The organism is Bacteroidia bacterium (genome assembly GCA_027493955.1).
Taxonomy (GTDB): Bacteria; Bacteroidota; Ignavibacteria; order SZUA-365; family SZUA-365; genus JAOSJT01.
In genome coordinates this window covers 2753650-2777156 of sequence record JAOSJT010000001.1, presented here as the reverse complement: position 1 = coordinate 2777156, position 23507 = coordinate 2753650, and the positions used below count along the sequence as shown (strand labels likewise).

20 protein-coding genes are annotated in these 23507 nt (G+C 56.9%); 8 read left to right on the top strand and 12 right to left on the bottom strand.

All coding sequences use genetic code 11. From position 1 onward, the window contains the following. Nucleotides 1-7: 7 nt before the first annotated feature. The 7 genes from M5R41_10625 to M5R41_10595 form a co-directional block, all read right to left on the bottom strand. Nucleotides 8-295, bottom strand: coding sequence for a cupin domain-containing protein (locus tag M5R41_10625; GenBank protein MCZ7556842.1), 288 nt, complete (start codon nucleotides 293-295; stop codon nucleotides 8-10). Next, nucleotides 295-1116, bottom strand: coding sequence for a 3-methyl-2-oxobutanoate hydroxymethyltransferase (panB, locus tag M5R41_10620; GenBank protein ID MCZ7556841.1), 822 nt, complete (start codon nucleotides 1114-1116; stop codon nucleotides 295-297). Before panB ends, M5R41_10625 begins: the two co-directional genes overlap by 1 nt. Next, the gene (locus tag M5R41_10615; protein MCZ7556840.1) at nucleotides 1113-1889 is read right to left on the bottom strand and encodes a lipoate--protein ligase family protein; all 777 of its coding nucleotides are present in this window, start codon (nucleotides 1887-1889) and stop codon (nucleotides 1113-1115) included. Before M5R41_10615 ends, panB begins: the two co-directional genes overlap by 4 nt. After that, nucleotides 1886-2644, bottom strand: coding sequence for a peptidoglycan editing factor PgeF (pgeF, locus tag M5R41_10610; protein MCZ7556839.1), 759 nt, complete (start codon nucleotides 2642-2644; stop codon nucleotides 1886-1888). The genes M5R41_10615 and pgeF overlap by 4 nt, the downstream gene beginning before the upstream one ends. A 293-nt stretch (nucleotides 2645-2937) precedes the next feature. Then, entirely contained in the window at nucleotides 2938-4242 is a 1305-nt protein-coding gene (locus M5R41_10605) for an aminotransferase class I/II-fold pyridoxal phosphate-dependent enzyme (GenBank protein ID MCZ7556838.1), read from the bottom strand. A 207-nt stretch (nucleotides 4243-4449) separates the two neighbouring features. Beyond that, nucleotides 4450-4668: a hypothetical protein gene (locus tag M5R41_10600; GenBank protein MCZ7556837.1), complete on the bottom strand. Its 219-nt coding sequence runs from the start codon at nucleotides 4666-4668 to the stop codon at nucleotides 4450-4452. A gap of 45 nt (nucleotides 4669-4713) precedes the next feature. Further along, nucleotides 4714-5595 carry a hypothetical protein gene (locus M5R41_10595; GenBank protein ID MCZ7556836.1) on the bottom strand — a complete coding sequence of 294 codons (882 nt, stop codon included), beginning with the start codon at nucleotides 5593-5595 and terminating at the stop codon, nucleotides 4714-4716. 296 nt (nucleotides 5596-5891) lie between these two features. On the opposite strand from M5R41_10595, the gene M5R41_10590 reads away from it, so the two are divergent. Next, nucleotides 5892-6443 carry an HDIG domain-containing protein gene (locus M5R41_10590; protein ID MCZ7556835.1) on the top strand — a complete coding sequence of 184 codons (552 nt, stop codon included), beginning with the start codon at nucleotides 5892-5894 and terminating at the stop codon, nucleotides 6441-6443. Between the two features lie 225 nt (nucleotides 6444-6668). On the opposite strand, the gene M5R41_10585 is transcribed toward M5R41_10590, so the two are convergent. Further along, nucleotides 6669-7589 carry a TIGR01777 family oxidoreductase gene (locus M5R41_10585; GenBank protein MCZ7556834.1) on the bottom strand — a complete coding sequence of 307 codons (921 nt, stop codon included), beginning with the start codon at nucleotides 7587-7589 and terminating at the stop codon, nucleotides 6669-6671. Nucleotides 7590-7756: 167 nt separating this feature from the next. Between M5R41_10585 and M5R41_10580 the strand changes: the two genes are divergently transcribed. The 3 genes from M5R41_10580 (at nucleotide 7757) to M5R41_10570 (ending at nucleotide 15876) form a co-directional block, all read left to right on the top strand. After that, nucleotides 7757-8809: a class I fructose-bisphosphate aldolase gene (locus tag M5R41_10580; GenBank protein MCZ7556833.1), complete on the top strand. Its 1053-nt coding sequence runs from the start codon at nucleotides 7757-7759 to the stop codon at nucleotides 8807-8809. 133 nt (nucleotides 8810-8942) lie between these two features. Next, on the top strand, nucleotides 8943-10529 hold the full coding sequence (locus M5R41_10575) for a peptide chain release factor 3 (protein ID MCZ7556832.1): 1587 nt from the start codon (nucleotides 8943-8945) through the stop codon (nucleotides 10527-10529). 829 nt (nucleotides 10530-11358) lie between these two features. Next, complete coding sequence (locus M5R41_10570; GenBank protein MCZ7556831.1) at nucleotides 11359-15876, top strand: T9SS type A sorting domain-containing protein; 4518 nt, start codon at nucleotides 11359-11361, stop codon at nucleotides 15874-15876. Nucleotides 15877-16236: 360 nt separating this feature from the next. Here M5R41_10570 and M5R41_10565 read toward each other — a convergent pair whose 3' ends face one another. Together M5R41_10565 and M5R41_10560 are read right to left on the bottom strand one after the other, a co-directional pair. Continuing rightward, the gene (locus tag M5R41_10565) at nucleotides 16237-16833 is read right to left on the bottom strand and encodes a DedA family protein (protein ID MCZ7556830.1); all 597 of its coding nucleotides are present in this window, start codon (nucleotides 16831-16833) and stop codon (nucleotides 16237-16239) included. A 167-nt stretch (nucleotides 16834-17000) separates the two neighbouring features. Further along, nucleotides 17001-17561 (bottom strand): DUF5683 domain-containing protein, encoded by a 561-nt coding sequence (locus M5R41_10560; protein ID MCZ7556829.1) that lies wholly within the window; start codon nucleotides 17559-17561, stop codon nucleotides 17001-17003. Nucleotides 17562-17787: 226 nt separating this feature from the next. Here M5R41_10560 and M5R41_10555 point away from each other — a divergent pair, with 226 nt between their 5' ends. From M5R41_10555 to M5R41_10540, 4 genes are all read left to right on the top strand, one after another. Further along, nucleotides 17788-18906 carry a D-alanine--D-alanine ligase gene (locus tag M5R41_10555; GenBank protein ID MCZ7556828.1) on the top strand — a complete coding sequence of 373 codons (1119 nt, stop codon included), beginning with the start codon at nucleotides 17788-17790 and terminating at the stop codon, nucleotides 18904-18906. Continuing rightward, nucleotides 18899-19555, top strand: a complete 657-nt coding sequence (locus tag M5R41_10550) for a TPMT family class I SAM-dependent methyltransferase (GenBank protein ID MCZ7556827.1) — start codon at nucleotides 18899-18901, stop codon at nucleotides 19553-19555. The genes M5R41_10555 and M5R41_10550 overlap by 8 nt, the downstream gene beginning before the upstream one ends. After that, nucleotides 19552-20124, top strand: coding sequence for an RNA methyltransferase (locus M5R41_10545; GenBank protein ID MCZ7556826.1), 573 nt, complete (start codon nucleotides 19552-19554; stop codon nucleotides 20122-20124). Before M5R41_10550 ends, M5R41_10545 begins: the two co-directional genes overlap by 4 nt. Before the next feature lie 118 nt (nucleotides 20125-20242). Continuing rightward, the gene (locus M5R41_10540) at nucleotides 20243-20512 is read left to right on the top strand and encodes a hypothetical protein (GenBank protein MCZ7556825.1); all 270 of its coding nucleotides are present in this window, start codon (nucleotides 20243-20245) and stop codon (nucleotides 20510-20512) included. A 169-nt stretch (nucleotides 20513-20681) separates the two neighbouring features. Here M5R41_10540 and cydB read toward each other — a convergent pair whose 3' ends face one another. Then, nucleotides 20682-21698: a cytochrome d ubiquinol oxidase subunit II gene (gene cydB, locus M5R41_10535; protein MCZ7556824.1), complete on the bottom strand. Its 1017-nt coding sequence runs from the start codon at nucleotides 21696-21698 to the stop codon at nucleotides 20682-20684. Nucleotide 21699: 1 nt separating this feature from the next. Continuing rightward, nucleotides 21700-23136, bottom strand: a complete 1437-nt coding sequence (locus M5R41_10530; protein MCZ7556823.1) for a cytochrome ubiquinol oxidase subunit I — start codon at nucleotides 23134-23136, stop codon at nucleotides 21700-21702. Nucleotides 23137-23507: the final 371 nt, after the last annotated feature.

Genomic DNA, 23507 nt, shown 5'->3' with positions numbered 1-23507 from the left:
CAGAAGATCATTTTTTTGCCGGCATCGTCGCATCGAGCACAACCACCGGCATCTCGCCGAGGACCTCGGCTGTATGTTTGACGTAGGCCGGAACCACAAAACGTTCGCCCGCGCGAACGATATGATCCGTGTCTTCGAGGGTGATCCGCATCATGCCGTTCAGGATCACGTGTATCGTTTCGTGATCGTGCTCGTGCGGAGGGAAACACATACCGCCGGGATAGCTGTACACGTAAATGTTGTATCCTTCATCGCGGAGTTGCTGTTTGATGGCCGCTATTTGCTCACCGTCCATTAGTAACTCTCCGATTCGTTGGGAAAGGTGCCGGACTTGACGTCCTGAATATACTGCCTGAAAGCGTTTTCCATATCGTCGGCGATGGATGCGTAGCGGCGCACAAAACGGGGACGGAAGTCCTCGAACAGCCCCAGCATGTCGTGCGTGACGAGGATTTGTCCGCTGCAGTTCGGACCGGCACCGATACCGATAGTCGGGATGGAGAGCCGCTCCGTTATCCGCTTGCCCAGTGTGGCCGGAATTTTTTCGAGAACGACGGCGAAGGCGCCCGCCTGCTCGAGAATTATCGCATCATCAATCAGTTCGTTCGCTTCCTCCTCGGTGGTGCCTCTGGGCAGATAGCCGCCATACTTGAGAATGGACTGGGGCATGAGGCCGATGTGTCCCATCACGGGAATACCCTCCCCGGCCATCTTCTCCACGACCCCGGCGATCCTGCGTCCTCCTTCGACCTTGACCCCGCCCGCGCTTGTTTCCTTCATCACGCGTCCCGCACTGCGAAATGCCTCCTCCGTGGTCACCTGATAGGACATAAACGGGAGGTCGGTCACGACCATCGCGCGTCGCACGATTCTGCTGACGGCCTTGGTGTGATAAATCATTTCATCGAGAGTGACGGGGAGGGTTGTGTTGTTTCCCTGAAACACATTGCTCACAGAATCGCCGACGAGGATAATGTCCACGCCGGCGTCGTCGAGCAAACGCGCCATGAGATAATCGTACGCCGTCAGGCAGGCAATAGGTATGCCCGCATCGCGCATCTCCTGTATCCGTCTGGTCGTGACGCGCTTGGTGGACGTTTGGGATTCTGTACTCATGTGCCTCGCGAACCTGTCTCGGCACTAAAATACTGATTCCCCGCAAGATTTGTACCATGCATTTCCCATGATTCGATAAAACCACCGATCACCGCTTTTGCGACCTCTCCGACGGAGAGTTCTCTGCCGGCGATCTCGTTCAGAGTGATAGTGTGGCGCTGCATGTCCTGACGGAGCTGTTCGCGCACCTCGTCATCCACCGCAAGGAAATCCGCAAGCGCGAGATGTGCGCCGCCGATAAGGATGGACCCGTGTTGCAGCACCGCGGAGCCTATGCGCCGCTGTGCGCTTCCTACAACCTTTCTGTTATCGAATTCAATCTCGTAGCGTGCGGAACTGGAGAAACAGGGGATACTCCCGGGTTCGCGATACAATTTCTGAAAATCCGGCTGACTTTTCGCGATGGCGATATCCGGTGCGAGCGTACGCAGACCCGCGGTGAGCGCTTCGCTGATCTCCTTGTACACTTCCATGATGCTGCGGCCTTCCGAAGGCATGACCACGCTGTATGTGAGCTCCTCGGCATGAAGAATGGCGCGGCCGCCGGTGGGCCGACGGACGATTTCATAGCCGGCTGCCTGCACCGCTTCCTGATCGATGTCCGCAATATCCTGATGCCGTCCGAGCGAGATGCACCAGGGGTCCCAGGTGTACACGCGCAGCATGGGCGCGGCGACGCCACGGTCCAGCGCCTCAGCGCGTTGCACATCGAACGCCATATTCCAGGCCCCGTCGTGCGCTCCGGTGTCGATGATTTCGAAATCCAAATTCATTCGATCGAATCCTTGAGATAAATCGTCGCGAGCATACGGCCGGAACGCTCTCCATCCCTGCGCCAGGAATGAAACAGCGCACGGTCCCGAATCGTGCAGAGTTCGTCGATTTCGATATTGGCGGAAGGGATACCGGCGTGCTCAAGTTGTTGCGCGTTGAGTCCTTTCAGATCGATGCGCGGCCGGTCGCCCGAGGAGTCGACATACGTCGCGGGAAACAACGCCGCGACCTCCGGGCCCACTTCGTAGTGCTCCTTGCCGGCGCAGGGTCCGATGTACGCGAATATTCCGGCGGGATCGGCATGCTTCTGCTCGATCAGATGCGCAAGAAGCTTCGCGGTAATGTGCTCCGCTGTGCCGCGCCATCCGGCGTGTGCGACGGCCACGGCTTGCACATCGGGTGCATACAATATCACCGGTGCGCAATCGGCGACGCGCACGGTAATGCCGACGCGGGGCTGCGTGCACACCAGCGCATCGGAAGCGTCGTACAGGCCCGGCTCCGCGACGTCGCGGATGGTATCGCCGTGCACCTGCTTCATGACCGCCAGGTCTCCGGCGTCGAGACCCAGCGCCTCCGCAAAGCGGGCGATGTTGCCTGTCACACGCTCATCGGCGTCACCGAGCTCGTAGCCGAGATTGAAGCCGAAGGGCGCATCCGGCGCCTCGCCCTGCCGCGTGCTCATCGCGAATTCGATGTTCGGGAATTGGGAAAGCAGCGAACTGCGAATCAATGTAAGGGGGTATTCGAACATGGTTACTCCGATCGCTGTATCTCTGTTGCGGTGACACTTCACAGACTCTAATGTACTTCGGATTCGCATCAGCTGTCAAACACAAGCGTCCTCTGGAGGGCGCTGCGAAAAGCGCGTACGGGTGTTCACCGTACGCGCTTGAGGTCTGAAGGTATTTGCGGTCTGAGAACCGGCTTCCCGGGAAAGGGGCGGATTTGCGACACCGCGTCGGAAGCATCATTGATTCATCCGAAGCACAGGCCTGTGACTACCGCGGGTTCAGCATGAGAAGGGCCGAGGATAGACCAAGGACACTACCCGATCGCGGAAAGCGCCGCGTTGAGGTCTCTGATAATATCCTCCGACCGTTCGATACCTATCGAGAGCCGAATACCTCCCGGATCCATGCCGCGCTGCACCTGCTCCTCGGCGGGGATGGCGGAATGGGTCATGCTCCCGGGATGCTCGATGAGTGTACGCGTGTGTCCCAGACTCACCGCGAGGGTGATGGCATAGGCGTTGTCGGCGACAAAGTTGATCAGCGCTTCGCCTTTATCGCGGCTCTCCTGAGCCGAAGCGCTGTCGAGGGTGAAATACATCAGTGTACCCGGAGCGAATTCGCCGTCGTAATTCGTCATCTGTCGGCGCGCGAGCTCGTATTGCGGGAAGCTCTTCAATCCCGGATAACTCACACTGCGTACTTTGGGATGCTGCTCGAGAAATTCCGCCACGCGCATCGCTGTTTCGATCTGCTTCTGCACGCGCAGCGAGAGCGTCGGAAGGCCGTACACAAGCACCGGCCATGCCGCTTTCGGGGAAAGCACCCCGCCAAAGTCCTTGCGATAGAGCAACAGCATGTCGAGCCACTTCTCGGGACCGACCACCACGCCGCCCATGTCCGTACCGAAACCGCCTATGCCCTTGGTGAGCGAATGCACCACGAAATGGGCGCCGTGTTCCAGCGGACGTTGGCAGTAGGGTGTGGAGAAGGTGTTGTCCACGACGATGTGAATATGCTCATCCGCCGGACGCGCATTGTTGATTTTGCGCACCAGTCCGGCGATCGCTGCGATGTCAATCAGCGTGAGCGTGGGATTGACCGGGGTTTCGAAATACACGACGCGGGTATGCGGAGTAATGCTGGCTTCGAGCGCGGCAAGATCATGGAGATTGATCAGTTGCACGTCGATATTGTAGCGCGGATACCAGTTGCGCAGCAGGGAAAACGTGCAGCCGTACATGGTGCGGTGAGCAATGATCTGATCGCCGGATTTGGTGAGTATGCCGAACACGGCGCTGATGGCGGCCATGCCGCAGCCGAAGGTCACGGCACATTCGCCTCCCTCGGCATAGGCCAGATTCTCTTCCAGCATATCTTTGTTCGGCTCGCCCAGACGATCGTAAATCAGGATTGGTTGCTTGCGCTTGGTCTCATCCGTGGTGTTCGCGAATTCGATGAAGCCCTGGGCGCCGCGTTGCGCGGAGTCCAGGCGGTAGGTCGCGGAAGAGGAAATGGGAGGAATGACGTGATGATCGTAATCCCATTTCATGGAATGGGATTTTCCGTAAATCAGGTGCGTTTCTTTGGAATAGTTTTCATTCATTGAATCGTCGCTCATGTCCGGCTCCGGTACGCAGGTACGCTGCTGATGTGATATGCACTGTATGGTCGGGCAACACCAAGTATCGGTGTATCAGAGGAAAAATACCGAAAGGCTTCTGTCAAATCAAGGAACCCACGACGGCCACGCATGCCAACCATGTCATCTGTCCTGTTAATGACATCCCAAAACAGTACCTACGTACTACGTGCGTAAAGGAAAAAATCATACTTTTCCGCAGTAGCGGAACTGCTCAGCTGACAACAAATACTTGAGGGAAATCTGTGCTGTCGCAGCGCTCAGCATGACGAGGTTTGCTGGCGCAGCGATGTCACCTACGAATTGGTCAGCCTTAGGCTGATCCGGCTGAGGCGGACTGGTGCGTGCACTCAGAAACACCGCCAGTCGGTTGTCTGAAAAGAGAAAGAGCATGAGATGTCTCATGCTCTTCCTGTCGCTCACGCTTGACCGGGCGTCGGAGGGGGGCTGTCAGCCGCGGCGGCCTCCGCCATGACCTCCACCACCCAGGCGCCAATTCATACGCAGGGTTTTGAGGAGGTCCCACTTCGCTGCCTGTTCCGGTGTCAGCAGTGCGATAATGGCGGCGTCGGTTTCCCCGAGAAGGGTCTTCAGCTCTTCACGCAGTCCTTCGGGATCGTCCTTGTACTGCTCGCGCAGATTCTTTATCGCTTCGTGCTGTGCAAGCAGAATGTCCTTAATGGCGGCCGCCTGTTCGTCCGTCAGTCCGAGGGCGGTCTTGAGCATCGCCACCTGACGGTTGATGCGTTCCTGTGCCCATTTCTCGCGCAGTTCTTCGCGAAGTTGCTTCAACTGATCGATCAAGGTCTGAAGATTCGCAAGCTGCTCCGGAGTCAGGGCTGCGTTCATTTCTGCGATAAGGCGATCATGCTCGGCTTTCAGGAGGGCCTTCAGCTGTTCCGGATTGTTAAGATTGTCGCGGATGATCTGCTGACGCGTGGCGTTCGAAGCTTTGATCATATCAATGAGCGCCTGCTTGGCGGTCTCGTCCATATCGGGATTGGCTTTCAGGATCAGGCGCAGATGGACCAGAGCGGCCATGTCGAAGGCGATGCCACGGGGATCCCGCGAGGTCGCGAAATCCGGCGCGGTTCTCGTGATCACGGTGTTGAGAGCGTTGAGCTGCGTCGGAGTGAGAAGGCCGCTGAGATCTTCCTCGAGCCAGAACATTTCATCAATCTGGGCGAGCTGCTCGTTGGAAAGGGACATCTGCTCCACCGCCTTGAGCAGGGTGGAGGACTGACTGTTGTCCACCGGCGAAGAAGGATCGCTGTCGCAGGCGCTGACGACGAACGCCGTGACGAGCAACAGAGAAAAGAGAATACGTTTCATGGAAGCACCTCTACTGATAGGTAATTGGGTTCGTGTTTTGGTCAACCGTCAGTCTGACGAGGGATATGACAGGCGTCCGCGCAATAGGTTTAATCTGTGTTGGATGATTCTTCCGTTGTTGAACGAGACGCTCTCAAATGACAGAGGATATGCGATGAAGGTTACAAGCGCGACGCTACGCACACAACCGTCGGGCACAGACCGACGCTGACCGGTTCGTCGAGGTTGACTACTATAGGTTCTCTTGAGCACATTTACCAGCCGAGGGCTTTGAACAAACCGTGGAGCACAGCTTGATTACACGCGAAAAGGCACTGGAAATCCTTTATGAACATACCGCATCCGAGAGTCTGCGACGGCATGCCCTGGCCGTCGAGACCGCCATGCGCGCCTGCGCGCAGCGCTCCGGCGGTGATGTGGAAGAATGGGGTATCACAGGGCTGTTGCACGACTTCGATTACGAACGGCACCCATCGATTGAAGAACACCCGTTTGTCGGAAACACCATACTCGCTGAGCGCGGGGTGTCCGACAGCATTCGCAGGGCAATCATGTCTCATGCGGAGCACACGGGTGTGTCGCGCGAATCGGCGATGGAGAAATGTCTTTTCGCGGTGGACGAGCTTTGCGGTTTCCTGCTCGCTGTGGCCTACGTTCGTCCGGAGAAGAGGATCGCCGACGTGGAAGTGCGTTCAGTGCGGAAGAAAATGAAAGACAAGGCCTTCGCGCGCGCCGTGAGCCGTGAAGACATGCTGAAAGGAGCGGAAGAGCTGGGTGTCGATTTCGACGAACACGTGGCCTTCGTGCTCGAGGCGCTCAAAGCCAATGCGGAGAGCCTCGGCGTGTGAACCTCGATGCCGCCGTATCCGGGAGACTATGGAGAACCGTCTGTCATGGCAGTGCCACAACGTTGCGTCACGGTCAATCGCCTGCAAGTACAGCGCCCCGGGTGCTTGTCACAAAGTCGCGGATTTACTTTCACCCGCCTGCGAAATGCACAGCGGCGGAGAATTGCAGTCCGACACCCCAAGTGTACGTTGCGCTGTGCCCGTGCTTTCGCGTCGTTGCTCTATTCAGACCGAGACGAGCGTGCCAAGCGCCTTCTCGATGTCGGTATATTTGAAGTTGTAGCCGCTTTCCAGAGTGCGCCGGGGTGAGACGCGCTGACCGCCGAGAAGTGTTTCGCCGAATTCCCCAAGGGCCAATTTGATCACAAAACCGGGAACCGTAAAACGGGCCGGGCGCTTGAGCGCTTCGCCCAATGCGATGGCGAATTCCCTGTTGCGCACAAGACCCGGAGAAACGGCATTCACGACGCCATGCAGATCCTGCGTTTCGATGGCATGGAGAATGAGCCCCACGACATCGTCGATATGCACCCAGGGAAACCACTGTTCACCGTTGCCGACGGGTCCGCCGGCGAACATCTTGAACGGGGTGAGCAGTTTCTCCAGCGCTCCGCCGTCGTCGGCGAGTACGATACCAAGCCGCGGTGTGACGACGCGGACGCCGAAATCTTCCGCACGGTGCGCTTCATTTTCCCACTCCACACAGACACCGGCAAGAAAATCGCTGCCCGCCGGCGAGTCCTCATCAACCGGCACATCCCGTGTGTCGCCGTAGTAGCCGACGCCGGACACGGACACCAGCACAGCCGGTTTCTGTCCGGCCGAGGCGATGGCATCCACGATTTCGCGGGTGCCGTCCACCCTGCTGCCGTGAATACGTTTTTTGTATTCTTCCGTCCAGCGTTCTTCGGCGATGGGTTCACCCGCGAGATGGATGACACCAGCGCAACCGTCAATGGCGGCAGACCAGGCACCTGCAACGCCCGGGGCCCAAAGCAGCACCTGTGCGGCGTCGGGGAAGTGGCTTTTCGCCCTTTCCGGATTTCTTGAAAGCACAACGACGTCGTTGCCGCGTTCGCGCAAAGCGCGGTACACGCGACGGCCGATAAGACCGGTCGCGCCGGTCAGGATAAACGTAGATAACATGGGAGGTATGGAATGTTCGAACGCGTGAAAAACAATCAGTGAAACCGTCACAGCATAACGCATCCCAGCTCCGTTTAATTCCACAGATTTGCGGAGAATGTTTGTCCGTGATCCCGTCCCGTCGTAATTTTTGTTATGTACATTTTTCTCAACAAGTTCGAAACACCATGATCGACACCATTCGACAAATGCTGGGTTCCGACGCGGACGCACTTTTGAATCATGTCAGCACCGGAATACCGAAAGAGACGTTGCACCTCCCGGGGCCGGATTTCGTGGATCGCATCTGGAAGGACAGCGACAGAAGCATCCGCGTGCTGGTGAATCTTCAACGAATTTACGGCACAGGGCGACTGGCCGGGACGGGCTATATGTCCATTCTCCCCGTGGATCAGGGCATTGAGCACAGCGCCGGAGCTTCGTTCGCACCGAATCCCATCTATTTTGATCCCGAGAACATCGTTAAACTCGCGATCGAGGGCGGCTGCAACGCGGTGGCCAGCACGCTCGGCGTGCTTGGCTCCGTCGCGCGCAAGTATGCGGACAAAATCCCGTTTCTCGTCAAAGTGAATCACAACGAGCTCCTCACCTACCCGAACAAGCACGATCAGATAATGTTCGCAAACATCGAGCAGGCCTACGACATGGGAGCCGCGGCGATCGGAGCGACGATTTACTTCGGATCCGAAGAATCCAGCAGACAGATCGTTGAAATCGCCGAAGCTTTCGCCTACGCGCATGAACTCGGAATGGCGACGGTCCTGTGGTGCTATCTGCGGAACAGCGGTTTCACAAAAGACAAAGACTACCATCTCGCCGCTGATCTGACCGGTCAGGCCAATCATCTGGGCGTCACCATTCAGGCGGATATCATCAAGCAGAAAATGCCCGAGAACAACGGCGGATTCACTGCGGTGAACTTTGGGAAGACGCACAAACTCGTATACGACAAGCTGACCACCGATCATCCGATTGACCTCACTCGCTATCAGGTTGCCAATTGCTACATGGGTCGGGCCGGCCTGATCAACAGCGGCGGCGCATCCGCGGGAGCAACGGATATGGCGGAGGCCGTCCGTACCGCAGTGATCAACAAACGCGCCGGCGGACAGGGGCTCATTTCCGGACGCAAGGCCTTCCAGCGTCCCATGCAGGAGGGCGCGGCGTTACTGCAGGCCATTCAGGATGTGTACCTGACGCCTGAAGTCACCATCGCGTAACTGAGCAGAGAACCGACAGTACAGAGTCAGGAGCCGAGAGCCGAGAGCAGAGAGCAGAGAGCAGATGCTCTCCGCTCTTCGCTTTTCACTCTCCGTTCCGCCTGCCGTTTCATTCATCAGATTTTCACATCGCATGCCATCTCACGAACTGTCGCGCCGACGTACTTTCGGCATCATCAGTCATCCTGATGCCGGAAAGACCACGCTCACCGAAAAGCTGCTTCTCTTCGGCGGCGCAATTCATACCGCCGGCGCGGTAAAGAGCAACAAGATCCGTAAGACTGCGACATCGGATTTCATGGAAATCGAGAAACAGCGCGGCATCTCCGTCGCCACATCGGTCATGGGCTTCGAGTACAGCGGCTACAAGGTCACGATACTCGACACCCCGGGTCACAAGGATTTCGCCGAGGACACGTACAGGACCCTCACGGCGGTGGACAGTGTCATCCTCGTGATTGATTCCGCAAAGGGTGTGGAGGAGCAGACGCGCAATCTGATGAATGTGTGCCGCATGCGCAGCACACCCGTGATTGTGTTCATCAACAAGCTTGATCGCGAAGGCCGCGAGCCCTTCGCGCTCCTGGACGAACTCGAGAACGAACTCGGCATTCATACGCGTCCGCTTACCTGGCCCATCGGCATGGGAAATGCATTTCGCGGTGTTTTCAATATGTACAAGAAACAGCTGGAGCTGTTTTCCCCCAGCAAAACCGATATTGCGGAAGATGTTGTCCTGATAGAGGACATCGGCAGTTCCGTGCTCGCCGATCATATCGGTGCGCGGGCGGCGGGTGCGCTGCGCGAGGAGCTGGAGATGATCGAGGGCTTGTACGAGCCATTCGACGCGGAGCATTATCGCGAGGCCTATCTCGCCCCGGTATTTTTCGGAAGCGCGATCAACAATTTCGGGGTGAAGGAGCTGCTGGAGACTTTTGTCCGTATCGCGCCGCCGCCCCTGCCGCGCGATGCCGCGCCCCGCATCATTCATCCCGGGGAGCCGACATTCACGGGCTTCATTTTCAAGATCCACGCGAACCTCGACCCGAACCATCGCGCCCGCATCGCGTTCTGTCGTGTGTGTTCGGGGAAGTTCGAACGGGGAAAGTTTTACCGGCACACACGACTGGGGAAAGACGTGCGCTTCACATCGCCGACCACCTTCATGGCCAATGAACGGACCGTTGTGGATGACGCCTGGCCGGGCGATGTGGTCGGCCTGCATGATAACGGCAATTTCAAAATCGGCGATACGCTCACCGAAGGTGAGGATGTGCAATTCAAGGGCATTCCCAGCTTTTCTCCCGAGATTTTTCGTCTGGTGGTGAACCGGGATCCGTTCAAGTCCAAGCAGCTTGACAAAGGTATCAGACAGCTCACGGACGAAGGGGTCGCGCAGTTATTCACGCGGCAGTCCGGCAGCGAGAAAATCGTCGGCACGGTCGGGGAGTTGCAGTACGAAGTCATCAAATTCCGCCTGCTTGAGGAGTACGGCGCCTCGGTGGACTTCAGACCGATGAATATCTACAAGGCATTCTGGTTCACTTCCGACGACAAGCCGGAGCTGGATCGCTTCATGCGTCTGCAACAGCACCATATCGCCAGAGATAAGGATGATCATCCTGTCTATCTGCCGGAGGGCAACTGGTCCTTCAATGCCGCAACGGAAATGTTCAAGACCATCCATTTTCACGCGACGTCGGAATTCAAGCTTGCGTAAATCTCATACTGCGATCCGGCGCATATCGGTGTTCTGACCAGGACTGGTCCTACCGGGATATCTTCTGAAGGGAAACGGCGCGGAGTCGTTTTTCTCCCCGGCGTTAGAATCCTCCGTCAGAAAAAATTTCGCGCATTGCCGTTGTTATGACAATAGCATCTCTTTGCGTGGGAGCGCCCAAGCTGCGAAGAATTTGTCCCGTGTATGGCCTTGCCGCAGATCGCTCATTCCATGGAAGTTTTGCAGGGGGATATCCGATTGAGCTGTCCCCGCAGCATCCTGTCTCTTCATCACAATAAAAGACGGTAGTCACGCATCATAGTGCCACCTCTTCACGTGTGAGGATTACGTCCGCACGTTCATACGCATGTTTGCGTTTGATGGCGCTGCACCGTTATATTGCCCCTTGAATTATTCTCTATTCGAGCTATCTCTCCAGTGATTCGTTGACGCGCTCATCCGACGTGATGAGATCAGTCGGTACATGGCATACCGACATGTTTACGGTCACAGTGCAGCGGAAGCAAACATAGAATAACGAGATCCCGCCGTAGCGTCACGAGCAGCAGCGGGATTCGTGTAGTGCACCCTGTATCCGGTCACGTTGCGGCTTCTGGAGGCCCGTATGCAATCGGGTAACAAGCGACCTCGCGCCGGATTACAGATTGACAGCGGTACGTCCAAAAGGTTACCGCAGTCATGTTGACGTACGGCTGCTAGGCGCATCGGAGACCAATCCGCGCGGCAGTTCCTGTCCCATCCATCGAAAGGTGTTATCCGAAAGGTCATTTCCCACTTACATATTATCCTCACATTCTCGAGGTGATGCATGAAATTCTCTTCCACGAGGCTTGAACCCCGGAATCGGTTGTGGACAGCAACGACGCTTTTGTTGCTGGTTCTTGTGACCTCAACACTGAGCGCACAGACGACACCACAGTATTCCACTCCTGCGAACTCATCGGGCTCTAACTCATTCCCGCTGAATTCCTCCACCAATAAGATCCAGCTACAGTATCAGGCGGGCGAGTTCTCCGGGGCATACAACGGACTCATCACCCGTGTATACCTTCAGCGAAGTGCGACAACCACGAGCCAGTCCACCTTCACCAACCTCACCATATCATTGGCGCAATCGGCGACCTGGCCGACTGCGACAACAGGCTATTACACTCCTGTCACACTCTGCTACACCGCAACGACGACGATCTTCCCGGCCGGCTCGGCGGATCAGTGGATCGGCATCACGCTGAACACGCCGTTCGCATACGATCCGACACAACACCTCATTGTCATCGTCTGCCAGGAGGGCTACAGCACAGGCATTTCGCTGCGGAACGTCTCCACCGCTCCCGCACCGCGCCGTATCTGGGCGACCGGCGGTTGTTCGGCGAGTACACCGACGGGAAATGGTTCTGAACGCTACAACTTCGGTTTTGATCTTATCTCTCCGGGTCCGATGGACTACGCGTCCTCTACCACCACGCAGAACAATACGACCCCTGTGGGTACCGGTACGAACAACGCTGAGATCATCGGCGTCCCGATAGTGGTGACCGGCAGCACAAGCCCGATCTCCGCAACGTCGTTCACCTTCAACACGACCGGATCGACGAGCACGGCCAACATGACGGCTGCAAGAGTATTTTACACCGGCTCGAATCCGAGTTTTGCTGCGACCAGTCAGTTTGGAACAACCGTCACTAATCCCAGCGGGTCGTTCACCGTCAACGGCACACAGGTGCTGGGGCCGGGGACGAATTATTTCTGGCTCGCCTATGACATCGCCGTCAACGCGACAGTTTCGCATGTTGTGGATGCGCAATGCACGGGGCTCACGGTGGGCGGTATCCCGCGCGTTCCCACGGTGACCAACCCCGCGGGTTCGCGAAGCATCATCGAAATGCTGAACGGTATTTACACCATAAATCCCACCGGCAGCGGAAACAGAAATTTCACCACCTTCAACAATGCCGTCGCAGCGATGCTTGCGGCGGGTATCAGCGGGCCGGTCACGTTCAATGTCGCGGCTTCCACCTACACGGAGCAGGTGTCCATTCCGGCCATCCCCGGTGCGAGCTCAACGAACACCATCACGTTTGACGGCGGTGCAGGCAACGCGTCTACCAGAATTCTTCAGTACAGCACACCCAATTCGTATGACCGCGTTGTGCTTCTCGATGGCGCAGATTACCTGCGAATCAGAAATCTGACCATCCGTGCTACAGGTACCACATACGGGTACGGGGTTCTGTTCACGAATTCCGCCGATAACAACGAAATCACCAACTGCAACATCGAAGTGTACAATGGCGGTTCGAGCACGAATCATATCGCGGTACTGGCCAGTACGACAACGTCATACAGTACGTATGGCGCCCACGGCAGCAATAATTTGCTCGAAGACAACAACATCATCGGCGGGTATTACGGCATTCGCTGGAACGGTTCGAGTTCGTCGGATTACCTCGTTTCCTCGGGCAACCAGTTCATCAATAACACCATTACGGACTGGTACTACTATGGCATGTACATGTACTACAGTGGTTCGATCACGGTGAAGCGCAACCGTTCCATACAGAGAACCACCGGCACGTTTACAACCAGTTCCGGATACGCCTATTACATCTACTATCCGAACAACGGCCCGGAGATCAGCTACAACTACGGTTTCGCGGCGTACAGTCCTTTGTACGTATACCGCCCGAACTATTACTATGCCTCGACAAACAACCGTGCGCGTGTCTATAACAACATGGGCGCGACGAACGGTACCTCCACGAATTACGGGCTGTATGTGAGCTATCCGCGTTACACAGATTGTGTGTACAACTCTGTATTTTGTAAGACCACCGGTACCACATACGGTCTGTACGTTTACGGAGAGGCCACAGCGTACGACAATAAATACGCCAATAACTGGGTAGTGCTCGAGGGCAGTGGTACATTTTACGCGCAGTATCACATGACTTCGGGATCGGCGGTGTCGTACAGTCTGTTCGACAACAACGCATTCTACCGCATCGGCACCGGAACGACATCATACTACTGGGAGGGGACGAGTTACACCAGTCTTGCGGCCATGCAAGCGGTGTCGACCGGATTCAACCAGAATACAGTGTACGGCGATCCGTATTTCGCCAGCGCAACGGATCTCCACAGCAGCTCGGACGTGGGATATCAGGCGGGTGTCGCGGTGAGCGGGTACACGGACGACTTCGATGGTGATCAACGCGGGCCGAGTCCATGTATCGGCGCTGATGAATATCCACAGCCACCTCCCCAGTATGATGTCGCAGTGGACGACGTGCGTTTGAACTATGCCGATATGAACTGGGCCCGTATTGAAGGTGGCGCGGCACATACCGTGGATGTCGTGCTCGAAAGTGTTGGGCGCGAAGCTGCGCCGAATGGCATCAGCATCACATACAAGATGGGCAGCATGCCGACAAGCGAGTTCGACGGTGTGCAGCAGACCTTCAATCCGACCTGGAACAACCGCAAGGCTGTGGTGAGCTTCAATCAGAAGGTGACGGGACTCGTGCCCAGCGCCGGACAGACAGTCTACGTCAAGGTGTTCTGGGCCGCAGATGGTGACGTGACGGACAATACCGGCAGCGACACGCGTCGCATCGATAATACGAAAATTCATGGCCGCGAGAACTTCGACAGCATGCTTGCACCTAATTTCAGTGATGATCCCGGATTCCTGGATTACGATTGGACGGTGTACAACAGTGCTGGTCCCACCGTATGGTCGGTTGCCAACGGTGTCGGTAGTGCGGGCAGCAACGCTGTGTCATATCCCGGTGACACGCAGGTCGCCGACGATTGGTTCTTTACGCCTGGAGCTGATCTCCAGGCCGGATCGAGCTATAGAATAGCTTTCAACATGAAATCCGTCAGCGGCGCCCCGCAGCGCGTGGAAGTCGCCTACGGTATGAGCCCGGATCCCGGGTCGATGACCACCTTCGCGACCTTTGCGAATTTCACCAACACCGGCTTCATGACCGCCAAGCAAATCGCGGGCGGTCTGGATCCGTACTTCAATACCCCGAATCAGCCAGGTGTGTACTTCATCGGCTTCCACGTCACAAGCAACGCCGGCGCGGGCGCGGTGGTAATTGATGACATCGTACTGGATGACAATCCCTCTCCTCCGCCGAAAATCGCTTTTGGCATCCCCGGCGATCCGGTGAACACGTTCATCAATGATCCGGGGAAGAAGCTGCAGTTCACGGCAACCTATAAGGTACCCGGCCTGATCAATAGGACGTACGAGGTGGCATCGTCCACCAACATCTACGGTGCCAATGGCGACTTCCTCTGGGATGTGGAGACGAACACCCCGTGGATCACGCTGACGAAGGCGACGCCGGAACCGACGATGCAGGGGTACAACTTCACTCCGCCGCGTCCGCGGCAGTTCCAGGACTTCACGCTGACCATCAACCCGAACGGCCTGGCTCCGGGTCTGCACGTGGGACAGATCACCTTCTACGGTTTTCTGTTCAACGACGACTTCCCGCCGCCAAATAACGGTTTGGTCGCGACCAACGAACCGCTGAACATCGACGTGGAACTTCGCGTGGTGAACTCCGGCACGAAGGGCGGCACACAGTACGAGGAAGCGACGCTTTCGTCGCTGTCCTCCGGCAACACCTACAACTTCACCGCCACCGGCACCGGCAATCCGATCGCCACGGTGGAGGTGACGGGTGGTTCGATCGCGGGTATGACCATTCGCGTGTATCCGTATCAGTTGCCACAGAACCTTGCGCGCATGCTGTACGTGAAGCGCTACTGGCAGATCACGACGACGGGCGGCGGCTGGTGGACGGCGAACATCACCTTCCCGTATGCGGATCAGGAAGCTGTGATGATTGCCGACCGCAACCAATTGCACGGCGTGCGTCAGGCGGTGGCCCTGGGTCAATGGGAAGACCCGATCATGGGTACCAGTTCGGCGTCCGATCCGGGTAACAACCTGGTGACGGTGTTCGATCTGAATCCGACGAACAGCACGGGCAATATTGCGCTTGCGCAGTCGTACATGATGGGCAAGCCGGGCGACGCGTTGCCGACCGTTTTCGGTCTCGAGCAGAACTACCCGAATCCCTTCAACCCGTCCACAACCGTCAGCTTCACCGTTGCCGAAGAGCGTCCCGTACGCATCGTCGTGTATAACGGACTCGGCATGGAAGTCGGCGAGCTGATCAACGACATACTTCCCGCCGGACGCTACGCCGTGGACTTCGACGCGAGCGGGCTGCCGAGCGGCACGTATGTGTACAGAATGATGGCCGGAGACTTTGTCCAGAGCCACCAGATGGTGCTTTCGAAGTAAGCCTTCCGATTTTCTTCGTTCTAACGCGCAGGGCCGTCCAATCGGGCGGCCCTGTGTGTTTCAGCGCGGATAGCGGAGCGCGGAGAGCAGAGCGCGGAGAGCAGAGAGCGGAGAGCAGAGAGCGGAGAGCGTAGAGCACGGCCATGCAAGTCGAGCGTTAGTGCAGGAAGCGGAGTCATGTCCGCTGCCCACTTTTCGCACTACATCGGCACTTCTCATTCACAGCCAGAACTTAAAGGACTAAACCCTCTTTGTACTGTTACGGAAAGAATTGAGGATGGTCGGAGCATTCTGTCTCTCTGCTCCTCCCACACCGACGTCCGACTTGCACGACGATGCTCTCTGCTCTTCGCTCTCCGCTCAGAACACGTACTTGACAGCGACAAAGCCGAGCACGAGCAGAATCACAAAGGCGATGGAGAGTTTGTCGAAGTATTTTTCGATAAAAGTCTTGATGCTCGGCCCGAATTTCCAGATCAGTCCGGCGACGAGGAAGAATCGTGCGGCACGCCCCAACGCCGATGCGATAACGAAGGGCAGAAACGGCATGAGTGTCGCGCCCGCGGCGATAGTGGCCACTTTGTAGGGAATGGGAGTAAACGCGGCTGCGACCAGGAACCACACGCCGACCGGCCCGCGATACGCTTCCTCCACCTTTAGCCAGTACGCACCGGCATTATAAAAGTCGATGATCGGCCTTCCGATGAGATCCATCAGCTCATAGCCGATGAAATATCCGAACATGCCTCCCAGTACCGAGCCGACGGTGCAAATCGCCGCAAACTTCATCGAGCGGGCAGGCATGGCCACCGCGAGCGCGATAAGTAATACATCCGGTGGAATCGGGAAAAAGGACGATTCCATAAACGCTATGATGAACAGTGCCCACAGTGCGCCCGGTTTCGTCGAGAAGCCCTCGACCCAATCATACATTGATCGTATCCAACCGAAAATCATTTTCATAGAGGAGTGCTCATTTGCATGTGTGTCAACGGACAGCTTTCATAGCGTCCAATCTCTCAATCTACGAGTTAAACGTTAAACGTGAAACGTTCAACGTGAAGCATCAAGCCTGAAACGTTACGCGTGAGGTCAAGCGGGGGAAGTTCAGGGCGAGTCACCGCTCAGAAACGAAGTTGCAGTCGCAGACCGTTGGCGGCAGGGAGAAGTTGCAGTGCATCGACGTCGCCGATGTCGAAGCTGTAAAGATGGGCATCCACGAAAGCGTCGGCGATCTGGAACAGATACGCGATGAGAAGCCACCAGGCATAGGTGTCGCGGCGGTCGCGGTAGAATTCCCTGAAAAGCTTCAAGCGGAGGTTCCCCGATGGTACGTCGGTGGTAATTGAAGCGTCGTACTGGTCGCGATAATCCGTGTAGGTCGCGTGCTCTGTCACCACACCGTAGATGAGAAATCCTGTGAGACCGAGAACCACCGGCACCTTCCAGTACGCTTCGTTGTAGAACTGCCCCAGTCCGGGCAGGATAGCCGAGCGAAGCACCGCGCCAAGAGGAGATTTGCCTGAGTGTACAGAGGCAGAGTCTGGTGATACAGTGTCGGTGCCCGTGCTTGCGGTGTTTGAGGAGGGATGTTGCGGATCGGATTGTCCTGACCCGGCCTCCTGACTCAGGGAGACAGCCGAAATACAGATGAAGAAAACAAGAAAAGACAAGGCGTTCCGCATGAGATTCAACATAGCATGGGCGTGGTGGAAAAACAATCAATTGTTGTGAAGTCGAGAACCGAGAATCGTGAATCTTAAGTCGTCCCGCCTGCGCTCTCATGTTCCGACGGTTGTGCCATGCTCCTGTGATGCTTCGGCGGGCAGGCGAGCGTACATCGTCGCTGGATTGCATGTACCCGCATCCCTGCGTATGTTTCTCTCTGCGTCCAGAAACTCTCGAGGCCCCATGATTATCAAACGCATCGCTGTCCTGTTCGGAGGCCGTTCCGGAGAACACGAAGTTTCTCTGGTGTCCGCTCAATCCGTTATGAACGCTCTTGATCCGGCGAAATTCGACGTCATCCCGGTCGGCATCGACAAGAGGGGGAGATGGTGGACGGGAGACGGGGCGTTGGAACTCCTGCGCAGTGGCGCCGGTGACTGCACCCCCTGTACGCTTCCGCCCGAACCGGGCCGCGGTCTGCTTCTCTTTGACGAAGCAGGTGCGCATCAGCTTCAGATCGACGCCATTTTCCCGGTGCTGCACGGCACCTACGGCGAAGACGGTTGCATGCAGGGTCTGTTCGAACTGGCCGGCATTCCCTATGTCGGCGCGGGAGTGGCGGGCTCGGCGGTTGCGATGGATAAAGTGCTGCAAAAGCGTCTGCATCGCGAATCCGGTCTTCCGGTCGCGGAATTTCTTTCCTTCCCTTCGTCGCTGGTGTTGGACAGTGCCGAGGATATCGCACCCGGCGTTATCGAAGCACTCGGGTTGCCGGTGTTCGTCAAACCGCCGAACCTCGGTTCAAGTGTGGGCATCAGCAAGGCCACGACGGAGCAGGAGCTTGTCGCAGGGATGCGCCTCGCCGCGGAATTCGACACCACCGTCCTCGTGGAGCACGCGGTGCAGGATGCGCGCGAGATCGAAGTCGCCGTACTCGGCAACGAACAGCCGATTGCAAGTGTCGCGGGTGAAATCGTCCCCGGCAACGAATTCTACGATTACGACGCGAAGTACGTGGACGGCAACTCGCAACTCCATATCCCCGCTGAAATGGATACCGCCTTTGGGGCGCAGCTCAGAGACATGGCGGTTCGCGCATTCACCGCGCTGTCGCTCGAAGGGATGGCGCGGGTGGATTTTCTGCTTTCGCGCAGCACGGGAGAGCTGATCGTCAACGAAGTAAACACCATTCCGGGCTTCACATCCATCAGTATGTACCCCAAATTGTTCGAGGCGAGCGGTGTTCCGTATCCGGAATTGCTGGAACAGCTGATTGATCTGGCCATCGAGCGGCACGCGCGCATCTCCCGGCTGCGGAGGGAATACACACCTAAAACCGACTGGCACAACGCCAATGTCTGAAGTGAATCTCCCGGAATTCTGGGACGAGGCCTACCGCAGCGAGCGGGATGGATGGGACATGGGGACGCCGACACCGGTGTTCGATGACATCCTCCGACGTAACGGTCTGGATCTGCGCGAGATCGGAGGAGCGGATTTCCGACTGACAGACCATGCTCCCCGGGCGGCTCTTCCGTGCAGCGGTCGCGGTTACGACGCCCTGCTCTTCGCCCGATACGGTTTTGACGTCACCGCCATTGATTTCAGCAGCGAGGCATTGAAGCACCTGCGTGAGTTGACACCCACGCCGGAAAGACTCACGCTGCTTCATGCGGACTTGTTCGACATGCCCGGAGACGTACGCGGGAGTTTTCATCTCATCGTCGAGTACACCTGTGTCTGCGCCGTCGATCCTTCGAGACGGGCTGAACTGGTGCGGGCGACACATGCGCTGCTCCGTCCGGATGGTTACGCGCTGATGCTCCTGTTTCCCATAGATGGTCGCCCGGGTGGTCCTCCCTTTTCCATCGATGTAGACGTATGGAAGCAGCTCATGTCGCCGTACTTCAATCTGACGTTTGAATGCACGCCGACCACTTCCGTCAAACCCCGGATGGGACGTGAGCGGCTCATGATGTGGAAGAAAAAGGAAGCGGGAGACACCCCGTGAAAAAACTGCTTCATCACGAGCTGTCCCGTCCGACACCGGCGGAAGCCCTGCAGAAATCCCGCAATCCACTCGTGATTGTCGTGGACAACGTCCGCAGTCTGTACAACGTCGGTTCGATCTTCCGGAGCTGTGATGGCGCGTTGGTGCAAAAACTGTATTTGTGCGGGTACACCCCCTATCCTCCGCGCAAGGAAATTTCCAAGACCTCGCTCAGCGCCACGGAGAGCGTGCCCTGGGAGTACGTGTACGATGTGACGGAAGTACTCCGACGCCTCAGGCAGGAAGGCCTGGCCATCGCCGCGCTTGAACAAACCAGTCAGAGCGTCTCCTGCTTCGATCTTGCTCCGGAGCACTTCCCGCTGGCCGTCGTGGTGGGGAATGAAATCACTGGTGTGTCCGACACGGTTCTCCCCTATTGCGATCTGGCCATTGACATCCCCATGCTTGGCGCCAAACACTCCCTCAATGTAGCTGTGGCGACGGGGGTGCTGTGCTACGAATGTCTGCGCGTCCTGAAAGAGACTACAATCCCATGTCCGTCTTCTGCGCCGAAAGCAGAACAACGATGACAGCACCGCTGCTTCGCAACGCGACCTGCGAAATCAGGTCACTCCTTTCTCCCCTTGGAAAAAGATTGACAAGCGCATATATTTAATTTGTTCACCATTTCACCAGAAGGAGCCACGTATGAAGAAAATCCTCAGCCTCGCGACAGTGTTCGCTCTTACCTTTGCGCTGTCCGCAGTCAACGCCCAGGAGCAGCCCAAGGCCGAGTCCAAAGTCAAGTCCGGCTGTTGCGCCAGTTCCTCTTCCAAGGCAAAGCAGATGAGCGACTGCAGCAGCGAAGCAAAGGCGAAGAAAGCCTCGAACAAAGCCGAGTGTGAAGACAAGGCCGTCGAGACGACCAAAACCGCCCAGAAAGCAAGCAACAAGACCGAATCCAGCAACAAGAACTGATTCGGAAATTGAATAGATCGTTGAAAAAACCCGCCGTATGGCGGGTTTTTTCGCTTTCAGAGCCTCATGTCATCCCCGATGTGAACCGTCAATCAGATCAAGGCTGTCTGATGCCTTCAGGACGCAGCGTGACGATTTCTTTTTCTTCAGCGCTCTTATCGCTTTTTGCTCAGTAGCTGAACTTCCCGAGTTTCGTTTTCCCCCGGAAAATCCAGTAAATCGCTATCGTGTAACTCAGCACAAACGGCATGCCGAGGAAGGCGATCCACATCATGATACCGAGCGTCTTTTGTGACGACGCGGCGTTGTAAATGGTCAGACTCCATGCGGGATTCAGACTCGATACGATCATGTTGGGAAAAAGCGAAAAGCCGAAGAGAAACGTGAGCGCCGCGATGGTGCAACAGGAGGAAATGAAGGCATAGAACGGCTTTCCGAGATATATCGCGCGCGGGATGTTCGCGATCGCGAGCACGTTCAGCAGTACGACGACCCAGGCCCAGGGGATTTCCTGAAAATTCCTTACCGCGCTCGGCAATGTTACGAGCGTGGCCATGGTCGTGACCATGTAGAGGACGAGAAAAATCCCGAACGTCGTCCACATCCATGTGTGAATGCGTTGCTGCAATGCGCCTTCGGTTTTGAGATACAGGTAAATCGCGCCGTGCATCGCGAAGGTGGCGACGGCGAAAACGCCGGTCAGGAGGGCAAAGGGATTCAGCATGGACAACACCGTGCCCTGCGACTCCATGTCCGGACCGATGGGGAGGCCTATCATCATATTACCCACCGCCACACCGAAGAGCAGCGTCGCGAGTGTGCTCGCAACGGTGAAACTTCCGTCCCACATGCGGCGCCACCAGCGCATCTCCTGCTTGCTGCGGAATTCCATGGACACGGCCCGGAATATCAGCGCGAACAGCAGAAACATGAACGGCAGATAGAAACCGGAAAAGGCCGTGGCATAGGCGTTTGGAAATGCCGCGAACAGTGCACCGCCAAAAGTCACCAGCCAGACTTCATTGCCGTCCCAGAGCGGACCGATGGAATTCATGAAAATCCGGCGCTCATGGTCGCCCTTGCTGAACAAGTGCAGTATGCCCACACCGAGGTCGAAGCCGTCGAGTATGGCGTAACCCGTGAGCAGTACGCCGAGCAGTATGAACCAGAAAATGTTCAGATCCATGCTATTTCTTCTCCTTTTCTTCTCTGTCGCCGTGTGCGAGAGACGGTCCGCCATGGTCGGCGAGCGCGGACAGGGTTTCCAGCAGCGGACGCCTCTCTCCGGTTCCGGCGGGTGAGAGCTCTTCGGGCCCGTGTTTGATCTTGTCGTTCATGATGTACAGCCAGATCGCGAGAAGGAAAAGATAGATCAGCGAAAACAGAATGATGGAGGTCAGCACCTCCTCCGCTTTCACCGTTTTTGAAAGAGCGTCGCTGGTGCGAAGCAGTCCGTACACAATCCATGGTTGTCGTCCCACCTCGGCGGCGATCCATCCCGCCTGATTTGCGATGTAGGGACCGATGATGGAGAACACGAATATCCATAGCAGCCAGCGCTTGTCGAAGAGCGTTCCGCGCCAGCGGAACCACGAAGCCAGCAGTGTGATGCCGATGAAATACATACCGAGCGCCACCATCAGATGATACATCTGGAAAGGGATTTGCAGCGGGGGCCACTCGTCGCGGGGAATCTGATCGAGCCCTTTCACCGGCGCGTCGAAGTCGTTGTAGAGGAGAAAACTCAATCCGCCGGGAATGCCGAGCCCGTAGCGCACCTGCCGCGTTTCCTCGTCGGGTATCCCGAACAGGTACAGCGTGCCGGGACCCGTTTCGAAGTGTCCCTCGAAGGCGGCCAGCTTCGCCGGCTGCGTTTGCGAAACGGTATGCGCCTGCGTGTGACCCGAAACCAGGGCGGCCAGCGACGCAAGGGTTCCCATGACCAGGGCGATGGTGAAGGATTTTTTCGCGATCTCGACATGGCGGCCACGAAGAATGTAATACGCGGTGATGCTCATCACGAAAAAGGCGCCGAGAATCCAGCATCCGATGAGTGTGTGCGTGAGCCGGTCCACACTGGAGGGATTGAACACCATTGCCCAGAAGTCGGTGATCTCCGCGCGCGCGGTCATGCCCTCACCCACGATATGATATCCGGCGGGAGTCTGCATCCACGAATTCGCGACGACGATCCACACGGCCGAAAACATCGAACCGAGAGAGACCATCACAGTGGAGAAGAAATGCATTTTCGGGCCGACGCGATCCCAGCCGAACACGAGTATGGCCAGGAAGCCGGATTCGAGGAAGAACGCGAACACGCCTTCCGCCGCGAGCGGCGATCCGAAGACGTCGCCGACATAACGGGAATAGGTAGCCCAGTTGGTCCCGAACTGAAATTCCATGACGATGCCGGTGGCCACGCCCATGGCGAACACGACGGCGAAAATCTTCGTCCAGAACCGCGCCATGGTTTCGTACTGGCGGTTCTTCGTTTTGAGGTACATCCCTTCCATGATCACCATGAGCACACCGAGCCCGATGGAGAGCGGCGGGAAGAGATAATGGAACATGATCGTGAGCGCGAATTGAAATCGCGAGAGAAACAGTACGTCTAATTCCATGATATCAGGCCTTTCACTGAGGTGCTGCGACCGTAGAATCTACAAAACTTCCGTGTCAGAAGAAAAACGACAAGCCGAAGAGGGGAATTCAACGCAAAGGCGCAGAGGAGAATTCAACGCAAAGGCGCAGAGGAGAATTCAACGCAAAGACGCAGAGGAGAATTCAACGCAAAGGCGCAGAGAGGCAGAGACGCGGAGGAGAACTCAACGCAAAGGCGCAGAGAGGCAGAGACGCGGAGGAGAATTCAGCGCAAAGGCGCAGAGCTGCAAAGACGCGGAGGAGAACTCAGCGCAAAGGCGCAGAGCTGCAAGGACGCAGAGGAGAATTCAACGCAAAGGCGCAGAGAGGCAGAGACGCGAAGGAGAACTCA